This window comes from Saccharobesus litoralis (assembly GCF_003063625.1).
GTDB lineage: Bacteria > Pseudomonadota > Gammaproteobacteria > Enterobacterales > Alteromonadaceae > Saccharobesus > Saccharobesus litoralis.
Window position 1 is genome coordinate 1,273,299 of sequence record NZ_CP026604.1, and the last position, 18,689, is coordinate 1,291,987.

The window sequence follows — 18,689 nt, forward strand, 5'->3', positions numbered from 1 at the left end:
GCTATTAGGAATAATAGAGGCATAATTGAAGTATAAAAAACCAAGTGGTTAAAATTCAACCAACCTCGAGTCATTTGCGCTAAGCCTTTTTATACAAAATACGAAAACAAATATGAAAGAATGACGACTAAGAAGTGACAAGCAAGTTGCCCATCAATGACAGACAGAGGTTTGACCAGTAAAAAATTAAATGACCTTAGGACAACTATTTATTTACCCGTCAAGAGAAACCCCTTAAAAACAAATATAACCATAAAAAATCAACTATATATAAATTTTAAAATTCAGATACCCTGAGATTTAGCCAACAAAAAAATTTCATTGCTGTTCGTCACATTAGTATCAATTGGCCTTAACTGACTCGCAATCTCATTGTCATCTTTGCCCCTAAAACTTAGCCGCGGTTAAAAACAAAAATGATGGCGCTTATTTTTAACCCCAACATATCAATAAAAATAAAGCGCCTTTTACTATCCACGGAAAATACAAAATGACTAACTTAACTCTAAAACATTCGCTGTTAGCGCTTGCTATTAGCGGTATTCTTACAGGTTGTTCTTTAGAAGGTGACGATGGTGCACAAGGCGCTATCGGTGAAACAGGTGCAAAAGGCGTTCAAGGTGAAAAGGGCGATACCGGTGAAACTGGCGCGCAAGGTGAGAAAGGCGACCAAGGCGAAACCGGTGCACAGGGTGAAAAAGGTGACCAAGGCGAAACTGGCGCACAAGGTGAAAAAGGCGATACAGGTGAAACTGGTGCACAAGGTGAAAAAGGCGACCAAGGTGAAACAGGGGCGCAAGGCCAGTCTGGTTATATCAATCAAGGCTTAACGCGTTTAGCCACTGTGCCTTTAGGTGCCGAAGTCACTGGCGCATTTGTCAGTAAAGAAGGTTACTTGTTCTTTAATGCACAACACCCAGATTCAGCTAATACCGCTACCGACAAAGCGGGCAAAATGATCAACAAAGGCACTGTAGGCGCAGTCACTGGCATAAACTTAAATCAGCTGCCTAAATCATTGCCTGAATTACCATTGGCAAAAACTGATGCAGAAAAACAATCAGTGCGTGTCGCTATCGGTGAATACCAAGTATTAGGCCAAAACGGCGATACTTACAATAACACCATTCAAGGCGCTTCAGCGTTAGGTCACATCATGGACAGTACGCGCCAAAACCTAGTAGTTGACACTGATATGCCTGATTTCAACGGCTTTATCAGTACTGGCGAAGGCGAAGGCTATTTATTTACTAACTGGGAATATGTACCAGGTGGCATGAGCCGTATGCGCTTAAAAATGCAAGATGACTTTTCTTGGAAAGTGGACTTTGCTGATATGATTGACTTCTCAAGTGTGCACGGCACGGCAGCAAACTGCTTCGGTTCTATGACACCATGGGACACTCCATTAACTTCTGAAGAATGGACAATCGACGACGATCTCGATCGTACATCAGCCGGTTGGAATACACGCCCTAATAACTTCCAACAATCTCAGTTAACTAAATTTGTTGACTTTGACGCAGATGGTTCTGACTTCCCTAACCCATATCGCTACGGCTACATTGTTGAAATTAAAGATCCAACTGAAGCAAAACCAGAACCAGTTAAGCACTTCACAATTGGTCGTGTAGAGCATGAAAACTCGGTTGTCATGCCAGACAGAAAAACCGTTTACACCACGCAAGATGATACCGGCGGGTTACTGCTTAAGTTTGTTGCCGATCAAGCTGAAGATCTTTCTTCAGGTACTTTATATGCCGCTAAATTAACCCAAGACAAATCAAACGAACCTTTAGTAACAGGTTTCGACGTATCTTGGGTTGAACTGGCTTCTGGTAACAATGCACAAATCGAAGCTTGGGTAGCTCAATTTGACGGCGTAAAGGCTGACCCAGACGGAACAGGCGAAGAGCAATACTTAACAATAGCTGATGTAAAAGCGTGGGCGAATGGCGATGCTACTTATCCGCTTGTGACTAATGATAAAGATACAACAGGTAACGCCATAACAGCTGGTAAACCAATGGATAATCGCGTGGCCTTCCTTGAGACTCGTCAAGCCGCTAAAGCCAAAGGCGCAACTGCTGAATTCCGTAAATTGGAAGGTATCAACGTTAACATCAAGCGTGCGATGGAAGCGGTTGAAGGTAAGGATATGATTGACGGCGAAGACGTAAACAAAGCATACGTTTACTTCGCTATCTCTGATATCGACAGCACCATGACTGACGGTACTGGTGATATTGCGCTTAACACGCGTGTTAAAGATTGTGGTGGTGTTTACCGTATGCCGCTTGAAGCTAACTATAACGTATCTCGTATCGAACCTATCTTAATGGGTTCAACTATGGTTTCAGGCGTGAGCGGTTCAGAAAAATGTGCAGTAGACCAAATTGCCCAACCTGACAACGTATTAGTGCTAGACGACGGTCGCATCATGATTGGTGAAGACGGTAGTCAAACTAACAACACTTTATGGTTATTTGACCCTAAAGTAGCGCAATAATACGTAGTTAAGCGAAATACGGCGCAATAGCCAAATACCAGAGAGCTATAGTCAAAGCGATCAGGTTTTAGGGGCAGGTTTCTAGTTCCAGACGAAACCTAAGTACCTACATCCATGTAGGCAAAGCTGTCAAGCTTCGAGACCCCATGAGCATATGCTCTACTATGTGATTGGGGCGAGTAAGCGCAGACAATGAACCATAAGACCTGAGCGAGAAGACTATACCTTGTAGCTCTCTCTTTTATTTAGTTCGTCCAAGAAAGTCCATGAAAAAGTTTATTTTTAAATACGTTTTGTTGATTGCCAGTACCTTGCTACTAGGGTGCAATGAGTCACAAGTCACCGCAACTAGCAGCACTGCTACCGCCAATAGTAATCAGTCTTACCCTGCGACTGAATACCTTAAACACGATGAAACATATAACCCTGAAGCGGTTATTCCACCACAGTGTTATACCAAAACTAATGGGGTTAACAACCCTTGCTATGTTTGCCACCAAACTTATAAAGAAAATCCATCTCGTCCTAATGTAATGAACGACGGTAACTTACAAGGTGCTTATGAATTTTCTGAGGTTGGCGAAACCAATAGCTGGCAAAACTTATTTAAAAATAGAACAGACATCATAGCTAAAATTGCCGATCAACAAATACTTAGCTACATCGAACAAGACAACTACACACCGTTTATTAATACCTTAAAAAACAAGCAAGACTGGGTTGGTGGGATCCACCACATTAAAGATTTAGAAAAAGGGGCTGTCGCCTTTGATCATCAAGGCGTTGCCAAAGACAACAGCCATTGGGTGGCTTTTAACTACAAACCTTTTCCTAGTACGTTTTGGCCGACAAATGGTTCGACTGGCGATGTTATGATCCGCTTACCGCAAGCATTTCGTGAACTTAACGGACAATACCAACGCGACATTTACTTTGCCAACTTAGCATTGCTTGAAATGGTCATTAAGGATTTAAGCCAAATTTCAGTACCGACACTAAACGAAAAAGCGCTAGGTCTCGACTTAAACCAAGATGGCCAACTAACCACTATCGACCAATTAAAACGACACGCTTATTACTTTGGTGACGCTGCGCAAATTAAAACCACAACCATGCTGTATCCTGAGAATACTGAATTTTTACACACAGTGCGTTATTTAGGTGTCGACGAAAATGGCAATATTCATATTCCCAAGCGCATGAAAGAAGTGCGCTACATGAAAAAGACCCTATTTCGTGAGCCTGTTAGTTTAGCCAGTGCCTATTACAAAGAAGTCAAAGAAAAACATTTTGAAAACTTGCCGATCACAACCAACCTTGGCGATAGAGGGATAGGCAATGGTTTTGGTTGGGAGATCCAAGGCTTTATTGAAAACAAAAACGGGCAACTTCGTCAGCAAAATCACGAAGAGATGACATTTTGTAATGGTTGTCACAAAACCGTCGGCTCAACTATCGACCAAACCTTTTCATTTGCTCGAAAAATCGATGGTGTTGCCGGCTGGGGCTATATCGATTTAACCAAAATGCAAGATGTACCCAACAAAGGTGAATCGCAAGGCGAATACTTAACCTATATGCAACGAGTCGGTGGTGGCGATGAGTTTCGGCAAAACCAAGAAATGCTAGCCAAATGGTTTAATCTTGACGGCACAGTTAATACCCAAAAAGTTCTGGCCGTTGATAACTTGTATGACCTTATCATGCCTTCTAAAACCCGCGCGCTAAAATTAAACAAAGCGTATTACAGCATAGTGCAAGAACAGAGCTATATTTTTGGCCGCGACGCAACCGTGTTAGAAGCAAGCAATGTACTAACTCACATAGACGGTAGCCAAGCACCGTTAAAAGCCGAACACAGATTTCAATGGGATATGCGGCTTAACTGGCAAGGCAAGCAACACATAGCAGCTACTCAGGTAAATCCATAACCATGGACTCTTTACTTATTGATTTTAGCCTTGCTAGTTGCTTAATGGCCATCGGCATTGGCATAGATGTGGTGCTCGCTACTTTATTGCGAGCCGAACATTTAACATCGAATAAACAAAAATGGTTGTGGTTATCTGGCGTAACCGCAACCCACACATTATTCCCTATGCTAGGTTATTTAATCACCTTGTACAGCGTACAGTTTTTCCCGCAAATTACGCCACTTGTCGGCATAATAGCCTTTTGTTTAGTCGCTCATTTTTTATGGCAAGAGCTGACGACGACTGAAGATGAACCTAAGGGGTCTCTGGCCTTAATCAATGTGGCTATCATCTTAGCGATATCTTGGGATGCCTTATGGTCAGGACCTGCAAAATCAGCGCAAGTCACCGCATGGCCAGACTATTTAATTTGGTTATCCTTTATTTTGGTCGGTGCCATCGTTTGGTTGTTAGCTTATAGCGCATTGAATTTTAGCCAATCAATAACAATTAAGTCGTTAAACAATCAACTCGGTAAACAATTAAGTACATGGTTGCAGTACTCAATTATTGCCTATTTCGGTTTATTGGCTCTAGTAAAATATACGCTCAACCTATCACCGCCAGCCTTAATCATTTTTGCTTGCTCAGCATTAAGTATTGGCGTCGCGTTAAAAATATTACCTTTTAAAAAGCCAATGTTCGTGACGAATTAGTCCCTTAGCTGCAAAATTTATAGGGGTTAAATCGATAACCATGCACACATCGATGGGGTCAACTTACATAAACAAACCTTATGCTAGCCGAAATAAATTTAACCCTATAATAGATAGGGTCAATCGCAGCATCCTAACTAATCTCCCAGTCAAAACAATCACTGAACACTTCCAACAAAAATCGACAAATCAGTCTGGGTAAAAATTCCACCTAGTATTTACATAAAATTGCTAAATTAATCAGCAAGCTGCAAATTTATTAACTATGCTTTGCTTGTATCAAAAAATTTGTCTTAGATATGTGTAAGACACATAAATACGGGCCTTGATATGCAAATTAAATATAAAATTTATATTTTGTTTACAATTTTCAGCTTTCCAAATTTTATAAAATCTAATATTGTAAACGCACCTAAAAGCAAACATGGACGCTAACACCCTTAGGGTATACATAGGCACGGAACATCGATTTAGGCTAAACACGTAACTGGCAAGTATCAATAATAAAAACAACGGTCAGATAAGAAGTTCACAAGACACTGGAAAACATACGGTACTATGACTAACGCACAACAAGATACGCGCGATAGCCGCGTTTTGTATATGAGCCTTGCAACCCTTATTGTTGCAGGCGTTTTAACCAGCTTTACCCCCAATTTGGTGACATGGGGATGGATAGTCATTGCCATTATTGGGCTAATAGTCACTTACAAGATGCAACAGCAAACCGTTGTCGCTCATCAAGTTGAGCAGGACAATCGCGAGCTTGAAAAAGTACAAGCGGAAAAAGCCCAATTAGCCGAACAATTACAAACATTACAGCAACAGCTTGAAACCGCGCAGGCCAACGAAACACTATATCATTCAGTTCTCGACTTGATCCCAGATTGGATATACGTAAAAGATACGCAACATAATTATGTATTTGCCAACAAGTCTTTTCTGGAGGCCTTGCCTGATTTAGAAATTGGTTACAGCGACGACAAGTTTATGCCACCCGATTTTTGTAAAAAAATCTGGCATGATGAACAAGCAGTTATTCAGCGCAATATGCGCTTAAAAGATGTTGAAGAACAAGCCGGTGAAACTTGGTTTTCAACCACCAAAGTTCAATGGAAAGACCCAAAACAAGCCAATCAAGTGGTTGGTATCATTGGTGTCACTCGAAACGTTACAGAAGCTGTCAATGACCGTTTGACTGTACAAAATAACTCTGAACAGATTAAACAAAAAATTAGTCGAGTACATGCCATTCAAAGCGATACCACACAAGCCCGCGAAAAAGCCGCTCAGTGTTCAACGGTTGTTGACAAAATGTCGCAGATCATCGTTGAAATTAATTCAGGTAACGAACAAATTGAACAAACCATTGAACTTATCAAAGGTTTAGCTAGTCAATCCAAACTTCTCTCAATTAACGCAGCAATTGAAGCAGCAAAAGCAGGTGAAAGTGGCCGAGGGTTTGGTGTTGTAGCTCACGAAGTACGAGATCTCGCTGAGCGTAGCGAACAAGCGGTAACCGAAATCCAATCCGCAATTAATTCTAGCTCGCAAGTTATCAATACTGGAACAGGTACAATGGAAGAAACCAACAAAGCGTTTGAAGTGACCATTCAGCACATCGAATCAATTTCTGGTAGCTTGGATGAATTAAGTGACGACTTAAGCCGGTTTTAATAACCGTTCCTCGCTCAAATTTTTAATTCCTTCTTTAACCCGATCGTAATATACGGTCGGCTTTCCCCTAACAACTCCTAAACCCAAACACAGCAAACATAAATGCTCATCTGAATAAATCTAATTGCAAATTTTCGTAAACAACTTTTTATTCACAAATTTCATACGTATGATGTTTATATAAATCACTCATTGTATAACACCAGTATGCGACATTATCTTGCTGTGCAAAAATTATGGATTGGTTTTTTAAGCTTAGTTTGCCTAACCAATTGTAGCCACACAGAATCAAATGCGGCGGTTCTTGCCGTTAAGCCAAGCACCTCTAAAACTTGGTTTACACAAGTAGAACGAGAATTTCCAACCGCTAATAAAAAGTTACGCCAATGGGATGCCCCTGTCGTAGCTGATTTGGATCAAGATGGCTATCCAGATTTACTGCTCAATGATCACGGCTTTAGTATTCGGGTTATGTGGAACAATAAAGGGCGTTATAGCAAACCCTACGATTTAATTATGGGCGACATGCATGGTATTTCGGTTGCAGATTTTGATAAGGACGGCTTAAACGAGATTATTCTCGCGCCAGGTGGCGGGTCTGGCAGTAATGCGCGTAATGCTAAAATTTTTCGGGTAAGCAAAGATCGTCAATTTACCCGTGTTGCTGATTTTGATACGCCATTAGCCTACATGCGTGGGCGCACGGTTAAATTCGTCGATTTAAATAATGATGGTTTGTTAGATTTAATCGATTTTGCCTTCCCGTCCGCAGAAAAAAAGGGAGAAAGCGAAAACTACCTATATAAAAATAATCAGCAACAGCAACTTGTACTAGCGGCAAGGTTACCTGCCTCGCAACGCGACGGCCAAAAAGTTTTGCTCTCTGACTTCAATAGTGACAAGCAAATCGATATTTTGGTTTATGGCCACGGTACAGTAAAAGCTTATGAAAATAACGGCCAATTTACATTTAAAAACGTCTCTAAGCACATCTTCCCGAGCTTATATCAACACGTAAGTGGTATAGCCGAAATTGATTACGATAACGATGGCGATTTTGACCTATTACTAACAAGAGGCCAAGAGTTTAAAGGTGGCGAAACGTTTTACCATGCCGCCAGTCAAACTTGGGGATATTACACCAAACGTGGCGCTTTTCATTTTGATAATTTGGTTGCTGGCGACGTACTTAACATCATTAACATGCAGTCACAATGGCCAACTAAAGCCTTGTATTTAGGTGAGTCGGCTTATGAATATCAATTCGCAGGAGAAACTCACTCAGGGCGTGATATTCGCTTGGTCAACAGCGACACATTAGGTTTTCCAGACCAACTCAGTAGTGACAAAAAAGGCGCCTATTTAGGCTATGTTGGAAATCGCACTTGGCACTTCGCAACGAATACTTGGTCTCCTTCATCTGGTGTCATTCAGGGGATCGAAAGCGCGCCAACACCGACTCAAGAACCTGGGTTTAGCAACATTTTATTGGAAAACCGACAAGGTAAATTTATTGATGTTAGCCACAAGTTACCAAAACAAATTGCCCATACCATGGGATCAGCCATACTGGATATCAACAACGATGGCTATCAGGATATAGTGTTAGTGATGCGAGGCCAAATGGTTACCGCAACCCACTCGCCACTATTGGTCAATCAACAAGGCGCAGGTTTTAAACTAGCCAGTAATACAGGTTTAATCTCACCAGAGCTTGGCGCAATTGGTATGGGCGCACAAGGGGTAGATTATAATCTCGACGGTAAAATGGATATTATTCAAGGCAACGAACGCGGAAAATGGCACTTATTTAAAAACCAAATTGTCAAATCTCAACTAGGGGCTTATATCAAAGTGAATGTCGGCGAGTCACCTAAAGCCAACGCATCACCGCTAGGTGCACTTGTCAAAGTAACGGCCTGTGCAAACTCACAAACGCAACGAGTAGGGGCAACAGCCGCGCAGTACTCACAAAGTTATGACAAGTTAGTTCACTTTGGCTTGGGTTCTTGTCAACAAGCGCTACAGCTCCAAGTGACTTGGCCAAATGGTGAAGTGGCAAACCAAAAAATAACAAGCATCAATCAAATCATTAATATCTAGTTAAACAACCGGAGCTTTTGGCTCCGGTCATTTAACATCAACGGCGTAATAGCCATCCGTATATACGCATATATGATTACAGCGTTTTTAAGTACTCAATTAGGGCCCACGCCCCTTGCGGATTGTCGCTCCAATCTAACTTAAAGGTTTTGCCATCCATGACAATGTCTTTATCATGTCCGGCATGACTTAAAGCAGGCGAAGATTGGCTATCAAATAAATAACCTTCTTGTTGATCCCATTTTGCCACTTGCCAGTTAAAGCCAACCATTTTTTTGTCATAAGTTAATTGGCTTTTTACAAAAACATCGGGCCGTGTATTAGGCATTAACAAATGATATAGGGTTGGCACTGAACCATTGTGTAAATATGGGGCTTGTGCCCACAACCCTGGCAATGGCAGCGCGTTGTAGCCATTGTGTACGCGTGGTGGCAACATGGCTTGTTTACTTTGACCGGTTAACGACACGCCTCGGTATTCTGCGCAAGGGAATACCTCTTTACCTTGCATTACAACTTTAGTGGTCACTGAACAGTCGTTATCGCTAGTAAAGCCAGATTGTGCAGCAACCGTGATCAAGGTGCCTGCGACCTTAGCCCGCCCCATATCTGTGCCCATTTGGGTATACACTTTACCGTTATTAGGTTGGTGACAGACTGCACAATTTTCTGCAAATAAGATTTTACCCTGATTAGCCAAAGCTATATCGACATCAAACGGATAGCGCGGTGGTGGTAAAAATTGTAGGAGCTTTTCAGCATGAGCCGACACACTGACATCAATATCGTCAAAGCCAAGGGTAACTTGCGCAGCCACATTTTTATATATAGGTAATGGAATGTGACCCGTCCATTGACCACCACCATTAACCAAGCGTGTTTGATCATCGTTCCAGCGTGGATCATGTGAATCTTGATCCCACACCACCATAATATCTGTTAAGCCATGTGCGCCGGGCAAGGCCAAAGATGCAAAAGGTTTGGTATACCATTTTGCCTGTAAGTTTTGATAGGCAGCGGCGGCATTAAAACCAATCGCATCTTCCATACCCGCAAAACCAGAAGTTATACGTTGTTTAATGTCTGGATAAAATTTATCTGCGATGATTTGCCAACCCTGATAAACACTATATTGGTGCTGCATAAAAGCTGGAATAACTTGTGATGCCTGTTGCTTAAATAAGGCGATTTGCTGGGCTTCATATTCAGCATCAAAATGTCGATCTTGATACTGATAGTTATTGTAAAAATAATGAGGTTCAGCCTGTGCGACTTGATCTAACGCCGTTAAAAAAGCCTGGATCACGCGTTGTTCTTGCTTGGCGGGATCGGTTTCGTTGCCAATCACTTTATCTAGGGTTTGCACTATGCGTTGCCGGTAACCCACCACATTAAATTCTTGGTTTACACCGCCATCTAAATACTGATAACTGCCATCATCGTGGCGTAACCGACCAATATGACAACCTCCACAAGTAAACGATGCATAGTCTATATCAGCGTTAAGCTTGGCTCGTGTAAGTCCAGTAAAGCCTATTCCCCGAGGAAAAGGATAACCCTGCAAGCGTTCATCATTAAACAAGCCCATTACAGACAAAAAGTTTTGCTCATCACCCCAAAACTCCGGTGCGACTTTAGGCAATAACTTTAAAACAATAAGTGGGATCCCTTGAGTATGACTAACAGGGAAATTGGCAAAATGATCAAAATTTTCTTGGTGCTTGGCTAAATGTTGGGCAATAGCTAATTGACGCTCAGCTTGCGCTTGTTGCCAGTTATTTGGCACTGGCGGCACGTAAGGTGTGCCTGTCGGTGCAGCTAAACGACTCGCAAAAAGTCCGCTGGCATTGCCGTATAAAACAAAGCCAATTACCGGCAAGACCACCAGTAATATCATTGATATTTTTTTAAACATAGGGAGTACAATCTTGTTGTTAAATAAGCTGGAGAACTGAATTAAAAACGAAAAAAACAAAGGCTGCTGCGCAGCCTCTGTAATTAACTTAGCTTGACAATTAACGCCAAGCTAAATGATATTCCTCAGGGAACGGTCCATCTTTGTAGTCCATCTCAGAAGTCGCATTAATATCAGTACGGCGCAATACTTGGCGTACCATTTCTGGGATCATGACCATACCAACATACTTACCTAAGCAATCATGCGAAGCAAAACCATAATTAAAGTTGTGATACCAAGTGCGATCTGCGTCGAACAACTCAGGATTATCATAAGCATAGGTATCGAACATCGCTGATTGAGTTAGCATCAACACATTCGTACCGGCTGGGATTGTCGTAGCATGATCGGTACCTTTGGCAACCGTATAGTCTTGCGACGTTTGGCGAAACAAATACGGGCTAATCGGCACGAATCGCAGAGCTTCCCATACTAACGCGTCAATTTGCGCAGTATCGTCTTGTAAGCTGGCAGTTTTAGCTTGTTCAAGCAAATCAGGCCGTTGTAAAAAGAAGGCAATCACTTGCGAAACCGCCTGCGAGGTGGTTTCGACCGCGCCAATTAACAAGCCACCGGCGTTAACCCCAATACGAGTTAGTGGAAAGTCGACATGATCAGAAAATTGACTACGCAGCATACGCTTAACAATATCGTCTTTTAACTCTATGGGTTTGCGTTTAAATAACTGGCGGATCACATTAATAATTTTTAAGCCGCGACCAAAAATACGCTCTTTAATTTTAACCGTGAGCAATTTACGCACCATTAAAATAGCCATGTATTCGGTTAGCTCTTTGGTACACTCAGCGTGCGTATTAATTATCTCGTCATATTTTTGCTTAGTATTTAAATCAAACGGCTGATTATGAAAGGTATTGTATTGATTCCAAAACGACCATTTCAGTAGTTTTTTCTTATCGATACCATCTAAACCAAAGTAATCCTGTACCAATATTGCTGGCACCATACGGCAATAATGATTGACGATTTCAATACTGCCACCGGCTTTATCTAAAATGTCTTGGCTGGCTTTGGCGATCAGGCGGCGGACATCAGGCAAATCATCGCGATTTAACATGCCCTGCATTAACGACTTTTCGCGATAGTGTAAGGCATCGTCGTCATGCGCCATTAAATAGCCCGGTTCAGTGTCTGTCACACCCATTTTCGGTTTATATAAATTAACCGTAAATATTTTTGGCATTTGCAGCACATCACGTACATCCGTGAAATTGGCCAACAAGGTACATTCTGGCGTAACCAAAATAGGCCGTTCCGCACGTAACTGTTTAAAAAAGGGTAAAGGTTCCGTCTTCATCCACTTTTGCACTAAAGGATATTTATCTTGTGGTTCGGCGGCATCAAACTCTGCTAAATAATTGGTAGTCATTGTTTGTCCCTTACAAGGTTTTTAAATATTCAACTAAGTCCCAACGCTGTGCCTGACTTAATGCCGGTAACACAGTGCCATCCATTTGGGCAGTTTTGCCAGCAGCATATTCATGACCACTGTTTAAATCCCCTACCCGCATTGTTTGATATTTAAAGCCGTCATAACCACTCGAACGGAAACCGACTTTTTCAGTATCCAATTCACGGCTACCTACCACAAACTCATCAGGACGATATTCACCAACTTCAGGATCACCCGGACGCTTTTTCGGGAGTAATAAATCGTACAATGTCGGCACTGAGCCATTGTGTAAGTAAGGAGCCGTCGCCCAAATACCATTTAACGAACGACCTTTATAGGCTAATAACGAGTTGTAAGGTGCGGTCGTTGTATCGGGTCGATAATCGCCTTTTTTAACTGTGGCTGGCATATCATTGGTAAACAACGACAAGCCAATCACGTAAAGCCTATCCAACCAACGACGAATAAAGGTTTTGTCAGCATCTGGCGTTGCAATAACCCCTTTGGTCGCAGAAGTTAAAATTTGCACTACCGGTGCATCTACCTGAATAAAGACATCGCCGACACCGTCAACACTCTGCGTTGTATGCTGGAAGTTGCCTGATTTACCCGTATAGGTCACGCTATTCACCGCCATTGCAGGGTCCGTTTTCACCTTATCAATATCCATCATGTTGGCGATAACTACGCGATCATAGTTATTACGATCAATCACTTCATGACAAGATTCACAATACTGAGCGTACAGTAAACGACCTCGCTCAGCTTTTTGTTGATCAATCTTGCCCAAAATAGACTCAGGCCACACTGGCGATTTCAAGCTTTTTAAATGCGCTTCTAAACGCTGCAAATTGGTCACGTCGATAGACGATTTAAAGTCGATCACTTCATTTTTTCGATCTTGCTTGGTTAAGTAAGCAGACAAACTAAACCCGCTCTTTTTATGCGAAGTCCAATCTAAAATACCAAATACGCCAATCACCTCACCTGTATTTCGCCCCAATGGCCCAACGCTGGCGTTATTAGCTAACCCATTCCATTGCACATAATCTGATTGAGCAATATCCCATAAGAAGGGATAACTAACAGGCGCATCGGGTTCGTTAAATACAGCATTGCGCACACGCAGCATATCTTTAACACCTAAGCCTGGCATACCCGGTGCTTTCGACATTAAGCGCTCAATCACTTCTGAAAATTGGCTGTCGACAATAATATTCTCATCAATGCCCGCTAACACATTGTTAATTTGCGCATCAGTTAAAATACGACGACCACCCGGTGCTGTGACTAAACTCATGGCGCGCGCTAATTGCGGCTTGCTGATCATATGCTGTAAAACACGGTTATAAATACGGCCAAATGCGTCTAACCTCGCGTAACCGTAGTCGATATGGCTGTGGTTAACCGTGTTATATAAACGAATGGTTTTAGCGGCTTGCTCTAGCTCGGTCAGCACCTGGTCTTGATTGCTGTAATCATTGTTTAATGCAATTACATTTTTAACAAAGCGCTGTTGTTTGGCGCTGTCTTCTAACGTGGCCTGAAGTGACTTTTCTAAAGCGGTTAAAAAGCCCACCATGTCAGCCATGGCCGGACCACCGTCAATACGAATAGCCGTAGTTTTGCCATCTTTACCTGTGTAGTTAACCTGCCCAGTGTGACAAGCAGCACAGGTATAACCTATGTTGTCCCTGCCTTGATAAGTGTCTTTAACAAATCCCACTGGTAATCCATCAGGGTTAAAAAAGGTTGGCTTTTGCGGTAAGTAACGATACTTATCCATATTGGCATTGGAACGAAATAGTTCCTGTGAGTCGGCTTGTTCTAACGCAATAAACAAGTCATAAGGCATTAAACCAGACCCTTGTGTGGTGTTGTAAAACCATAAGCTGTCTGCTTCAGACCAACCTTGCTCAAGATAAATAGGCGTTTGGTAACTTTCGCCAAAAGCGCCATTTTCAATCGGGATCGCCCCACGATCTTGATCTTTATCTAGGTTTTGATAGATCTTACCGCCAATTAACGCTAAAACCATAGCACCAATGACGATGCCAAGGATTAACCATTTTCTTTTATACAGATGGTATAAAGCCGTAAGTAAATTTTGAAATAACGTGGCCATGCTCGTTCCTATTTTTAATGTTATTTTCCTAATACCAAGCATTAATAATTCAAGCAGTAACAATTATTGATGTGGCTCACTTGGCAACTGGAGTATGCAAAGCTTTAAAAAGCTTCTATAAACAGGGGATAAAATACCGGTTTTACTAACTAAACACCATAAAATTATCATTAAAAACCAGGGGTAATTTCCTATATTTGTCATGTTTATTAACTTTGCCCTTCCGTTTTTTATCGACTAGGATCAATACAAAACCCGATTTATTTCAATTACTTCCTTGGAGAAACCCAAATGGAAGCTAGCTTGTTATCACAAGTCATTCTGCCCTTATCATTATTTATTATTATGTGGGGGTTAGGCCTATCACTAACCTTGCAAGACTTTAAACGTGTATTACACCAACCCAAAGCCGCAGTAATAGGTATTGTCTGTCAAATGCTTATGCTTCCCATTGTTGGCTTTGCCATTATTCAGCTTTTTAATTTATCCGGTGAGTTGGCCGTTGGCTTAATGTTACTAACATTTTGCCCTGGTGGTGTTACATCGAATATGTATAGTTATCTCGCCCGTGGCGATACCGCCTTATCTATCAGCTTAACCGCGGTGGTCAGTGTATTAACCCCCTTTACCATTCCGCTTTTAACCCTGTTAATGATGCAAAACTTCATGAGTGAAGCTCAGCAATTTGATTTGCCTATTGGTACAACTATGATGCAGTTATTGGTGATCACGGTTTTACCTGTCGGGTTGGGTATGGCTATCCATCATAAATGGCCACTTTTTTCTGCCAAAGCGGAAAAGCCGATTAAAATCGTTTCGGTTGTTTTTTTATTTCTGATTATCGCGGGAATAATCGCTAAAGAATGGACCAATATGGCTAGCTTCTTTTTACAAACAGGGTTCGCAACCTTATGTTTAAATTTGGCAACTTTGGGATTAGGCTACTATATTGCGTTACTACTTAAGCTAAATAAACCACAAGCAAAAACCATTGCGATTGAAGTTGGCATTCAAAATGGGACTTTAGCATTGATGATTGCCGGTAGTATTTTACAAAGTACGCTTATGACTGTTCCCGCCATAACCTATAGCTTGATTATGTTTGCCACGGGGGGCGGATTTTGTATATTGATAAATCGTAACAAACCATCACTATAATCAGGCACTATAATCGAGTCTGCGATTAGCTAGAATCAAATAAGGACGCAATACATGATTTCCATTTCGTTTTCACTCGATCGCAGTATCGAAATTGCTAAACCAATTGAGGAAGTATTTCAATTTGTCGCCGATTTTAATAATTGGCGTAGTTGGTCTGCTTGGATCATTCAAGAGCCACAGTGCCCTGTCACCATTGAAGGGGAGCCTAACACACAAGGCCATAAACAAACTTGGGATGGCGACTTAATTGGCAAAGGCAGCATTAGCATCGCGTCTTTATTTGAAAATCAATATTTAGATTTTGATCTGCACTTTTTTGCACCTTGGAAAAGCCATTCCAAAACCCAGTTTAAATTTAGCCCAATAGAAATGGCTGACGGTAGCGAAGGCACAAGCGTAACTTGGGCAATGCAAGGTTCCCTACCCGTATTTATGTTTTTCTTTAAAAAGATGATGACTGCCATGATAGGAAGTGACTATGAACGCGGCTTAGCCATGTTAAAAGAAAAGCTAGAAACAGGCAGCGTCACCTCGGCAGTTGATATTAACGGCGTTAGCGAACAAAAAGGTTTTTACTATATAGGTTATCCAGTGACCTGCCATAAAAAAGACATTTCGCAAAAAGTCAGCCCATTGTTTGAAAAGCTTTGCACTGCCGATTTACCAAAACCTGATAAAGTACTCACCGTTGTCAATAAGTTTGACATGGTCAGTGAACAATGCGACATGGTAGTCGCCTTTGCCTACCCAAACAAACCTGACTTTACGGTTCCCGATGGCATGATTATGGCCGACATGCCCAACCACCAAGCACTTGAAGTATTGCATACTGGCAGCTATCACCATTTGTCCAATGGCTGGACAACGCTAATGTGTTATTTACGCCATGCTAAACTTAAAGCCAACAAGCGCTTAAAAGAATATGAAGTGTATTTAAACTCACCGGCAGAGGTTCCATCAGAACAATTAAAAACCGCGATTTATGCTCCGTTAAAATAGCCTAACATTGACCAACTCTAATTGACTATTGCACCTGACTCAGTTTTTCGGGTGCAATGCATTTTCTTCACAAAACACCCTTCACACAATATCAGCGGCTTAATTGTAATTAAATCAAAACTTGAACGATGAAATTGGTTTAACCAATAAAAATAAACTATATTTTTCATTAATTATCTTAAACTCCCATCAATAAACAACATTGATAATTGGCAATACCAATAAAAATAAAAACAACAAACCAAAACCAGATGAATAATAATTAAATATCAAACAGTTAAATGAATTACAATTAAAACAAATCATATCAAACAACTAAAACATTAAAACAATTTGTAAGATCTATTTGCCAATAAATTAACACCGTGTTAACTTTTGTTATGTATCTGGTTTAAATATGTATGACCAATTTACAAGGAGCGCTTACATAGCCGCGATGTCAATCCACAAAAATGAGATGTCGCGAGTTAAAAACAACCATAATTCACGGTAGTAGTTATGAAATTAATTAAAACATTAAGTTTGGCCGCTCTGGCACTCACAACAACATTCAGCAACGCAGCAACACTCAATATCGACAGCGCCCAAGACTGGGGAAATGGTCATAGCAGTTACCCTGCATCAAATACCATAGACGGTAGTTTAGATTGGGCATCTCGCTGGGCAGCATCGGGATCTCCGGTTAATTTACAACTCAATTTAGATTCAGTACAAACCGTTACTGAAGTTGGCGTATCTTGGGGTAAAGGCGGTGATCAAACCCACACATTTGAAATTTGGGCAAGACCCGCTACCAGCGGATCTTGGACAAAAGTTTATGATAGCGTCAGTTCAGGCACGACATCCAGCATTGAAGTGTATGATATTGATGATATCGACGCGCAACAGGTACGTATAAAAACATTTGAAAACAGCGCAGGCACCGAATGGACTAACATTAAAGAAGTAGAATTATATGGTGCGGGCGGTAATCAAGCCGACGGCGAATTAGCTGTTGATAACGCCTTTGATGATGGTACCAGCCATTCAAGTTATCCAGCTTCTAAAGCTATCGACAATAACACGGCATGGTCATCTCGATGGGCAGCACAAGCAGGGGGCTCAGCGGTTAATTTAACTTTAGAGCTAAACGAAGCCAAAACAGTTAAAGAAGTCGGGATTGCTTGGGGCCAAGGTGATTCGCGTACTCACACATTTGAAATATACGCACGCCCAGCAACCAGTGGCACTTGGACAAAAGTGTATGACAGTGTCAGTTCAGGCAGCACAACCGCTATCGAACTGTACGATATAACTGATATCAGCGCTCGACAAATTCGCGTTAAAGCCCAATCAAATAGCGCAGGCAGCGATTGGATGAATATCACTGAAGTTAAACTCTATGGTAATGAAGATTCAGGTAACGCAGATATCCCAAGCATTATTACTGATGGCTCATTATTCGACCTTGAAGGCGATAACCCGCATCCTCTAGTGGATAGCAAAACCTTAGAGTTTGTGCCGTTAACCACAAAGTATACAACATCTGGCGGCGGCGGCTGGCGTCATGAATACAAAATCAAAACCAGCAAGCGTAAAGCCATGTACGATACTTACGAAACATTTGCGGCCACCTATAAAATGGACTTATCAAATGGCGCTAAAACGATTGTTGCCCAAACCCATGGCTCAACAATTTCAACGCTGGTAAAAGTATTTGTTGCCGACTCAAGCGAATCTGGTTTTGGTGACAGTGTAGCGAATAACGGCGTGTTTGATGTATACGTTCGTTTACGCGGTACAGACAGCAAAGAAGTTAAAACCTCGTTATGTACCATCGAAAGTGGCGACTCGTTTGATATCACCTATGTTAACAACTACGGTACTGTAACCGTAACAGGTTGTGGTAACTCGGCCACACTCAAAGTAGAAGATGACGAAGCAACTTACTTTAAGTTTGGTAATTACATGCAATCGCAAGATCCGTATACCCGTGAAGAATGCGGTACTCGTGGCGATTCAGACTCTTGGGCGCAGTGCTTTGCCGATTTAGGTATTACGACATCAAAAGCAACTGTCACCAATGTCAGTTACAGCAGTAACCATTAATTTCATTAGCAAATAACTTAAAACCCA

General features: G+C 41.6%; 11 protein-coding genes. 8 read left to right on the forward strand and 3 right to left on the reverse strand.

Annotation, left to right across the window (positions count from 1 at the left end; all coding sequences use genetic code 11):
* The first annotated feature begins 490 nt into the window (after nucleotides 1-490).
* From C2869_RS04485 to C2869_RS04505, 5 genes are all read left to right on the forward strand, one after another.
* On the forward strand, nucleotides 491-2,509 hold the full coding sequence (locus C2869_RS04485; RefSeq protein WP_108601815.1) for an alkaline phosphatase PhoX: 2,019 nt from the start codon (nucleotides 491-493) through the stop codon (nucleotides 2,507-2,509).
* A 266-nt stretch (nucleotides 2,510-2,775) separates the two neighbouring features.
* Nucleotides 2,776-4,440, forward strand: a complete 1,665-nt coding sequence (locus tag C2869_RS04490) for a hypothetical protein (protein ID WP_108601816.1) — start codon at nucleotides 2,776-2,778, stop codon at nucleotides 4,438-4,440.
* Nucleotides 4,441-4,442: 2 nt separating this feature from the next.
* Nucleotides 4,443-5,138 (forward strand): hypothetical protein, encoded by a 696-nt coding sequence (locus tag C2869_RS04495; protein WP_108601817.1) that lies wholly within the window; start codon nucleotides 4,443-4,445, stop codon nucleotides 5,136-5,138.
* 558 nt (nucleotides 5,139-5,696) lie between these two features.
* On the forward strand, nucleotides 5,697-6,815 hold the full coding sequence (locus tag C2869_RS04500; RefSeq protein ID WP_108601818.1) for a methyl-accepting chemotaxis protein: 1,119 nt from the start codon (nucleotides 5,697-5,699) through the stop codon (nucleotides 6,813-6,815).
* A gap of 207 nt (nucleotides 6,816-7,022) precedes the next feature.
* Complete coding sequence (locus C2869_RS04505; protein ID WP_108601819.1) at nucleotides 7,023-8,918, forward strand: CRTAC1 family protein; 1,896 nt, start codon at nucleotides 7,023-7,025, stop codon at nucleotides 8,916-8,918.
* 76 nt (nucleotides 8,919-8,994) lie between these two features.
* Here the strand turns inward: C2869_RS04505 and C2869_RS04510 are convergent, their stop codons facing one another.
* The 3 genes from C2869_RS04510 to C2869_RS04520 all read right to left on the reverse strand — a co-directional run bounded on the left by C2869_RS04510 (nucleotide 8,995) and on the right by C2869_RS04520 (nucleotide 14,414).
* A complete protein-coding gene (locus C2869_RS04510) occupies nucleotides 8,995-10,833 on the reverse strand; it encodes a c-type cytochrome (RefSeq protein WP_199915625.1) in 1,839 nt (612 codons plus the stop codon).
* A gap of 100 nt (nucleotides 10,834-10,933) precedes the next feature.
* Complete coding sequence (locus C2869_RS04515; protein WP_108601820.1) at nucleotides 10,934-12,265, reverse strand: cytochrome P450; 1,332 nt, start codon at nucleotides 12,263-12,265, stop codon at nucleotides 10,934-10,936.
* 10 nt (nucleotides 12,266-12,275) lie between these two features.
* Nucleotides 12,276-14,414 carry a di-heme-cytochrome C peroxidase gene (locus C2869_RS04520; RefSeq protein ID WP_108601821.1) on the reverse strand — a complete coding sequence of 713 codons (2,139 nt, stop codon included), beginning with the start codon at nucleotides 14,412-14,414 and terminating at the stop codon, nucleotides 12,276-12,278.
* A 291-nt stretch (nucleotides 14,415-14,705) separates the two neighbouring features.
* Here C2869_RS04520 and C2869_RS04525 point away from each other — a divergent pair, with 291 nt between their 5' ends.
* The 3 genes from C2869_RS04525 to C2869_RS22760 all read left to right on the forward strand — a co-directional run bounded on the left by C2869_RS04525 (nucleotide 14,706) and on the right by C2869_RS22760 (nucleotide 18,662).
* Nucleotides 14,706-15,572, forward strand: coding sequence for a bile acid:sodium symporter family protein (locus tag C2869_RS04525; RefSeq protein ID WP_108601822.1), 867 nt, complete (start codon nucleotides 14,706-14,708; stop codon nucleotides 15,570-15,572).
* Between the two features lie 54 nt (nucleotides 15,573-15,626).
* Entirely contained in the window at nucleotides 15,627-16,574 is a 948-nt protein-coding gene (locus C2869_RS04530) for an SRPBCC family protein (protein WP_108601823.1), read from the forward strand.
* 498 nt (nucleotides 16,575-17,072) lie between these two features.
* Nucleotides 17,073-18,662 carry a discoidin domain-containing protein gene (locus tag C2869_RS22760; protein ID WP_228710762.1) on the forward strand — a complete coding sequence of 530 codons (1,590 nt, stop codon included), beginning with the start codon at nucleotides 17,073-17,075 and terminating at the stop codon, nucleotides 18,660-18,662.
* The last annotated feature ends 27 nt before the right edge of the window (nucleotides 18,663-18,689 follow it).

Excerpts from the sequence above, each read along its gene's own strand:
- C2869_RS04485 (WP_108601815.1), top strand. The coding sequence starts at position 491 with ATGACTAACTTAACTCTAAAACATTCGCTGTTAGCGCTTGCTATTAGC.
- C2869_RS04490 (WP_108601816.1), top strand. The coding sequence starts at position 2,776 with ATGAAAAAGTTTATTTTTAAATACGTTTTGTTGATTGCCAGTACCTTG.
- C2869_RS04495 (WP_108601817.1), top strand. The coding sequence starts at position 4,443 with ATGGACTCTTTACTTATTGATTTTAGCCTTGCTAGTTGCTTAATGGCC.
- C2869_RS04500 (WP_108601818.1), top strand. The coding sequence starts at position 5,697 with ATGACTAACGCACAACAAGATACGCGCGATAGCCGCGTTTTGTATATG.
- C2869_RS04505 (WP_108601819.1), top strand. The coding sequence starts at position 7,023 with ATGCGACATTATCTTGCTGTGCAAAAATTATGGATTGGTTTTTTAAGC.
- C2869_RS04510 (WP_199915625.1), bottom strand. The coding sequence starts at position 10,833 with ATGTTTAAAAAAATATCAATGATATTACTGGTGGTCTTGCCGGTAATT.
- C2869_RS04515 (WP_108601820.1), bottom strand. The coding sequence starts at position 12,265 with ATGACTACCAATTATTTAGCAGAGTTTGATGCCGCCGAACCACAAGAT.
- C2869_RS04520 (WP_108601821.1), bottom strand. The coding sequence starts at position 14,414 with ATGGCCACGTTATTTCAAAATTTACTTACGGCTTTATACCATCTGTAT.
- C2869_RS04525 (WP_108601822.1), top strand. The coding sequence starts at position 14,706 with ATGGAAGCTAGCTTGTTATCACAAGTCATTCTGCCCTTATCATTATTT.
- C2869_RS04530 (WP_108601823.1), top strand. The coding sequence starts at position 15,627 with ATGATTTCCATTTCGTTTTCACTCGATCGCAGTATCGAAATTGCTAAA.
- C2869_RS22760 (WP_228710762.1), top strand. The coding sequence starts at position 17,073 with ATGAAATTAATTAAAACATTAAGTTTGGCCGCTCTGGCACTCACAACA.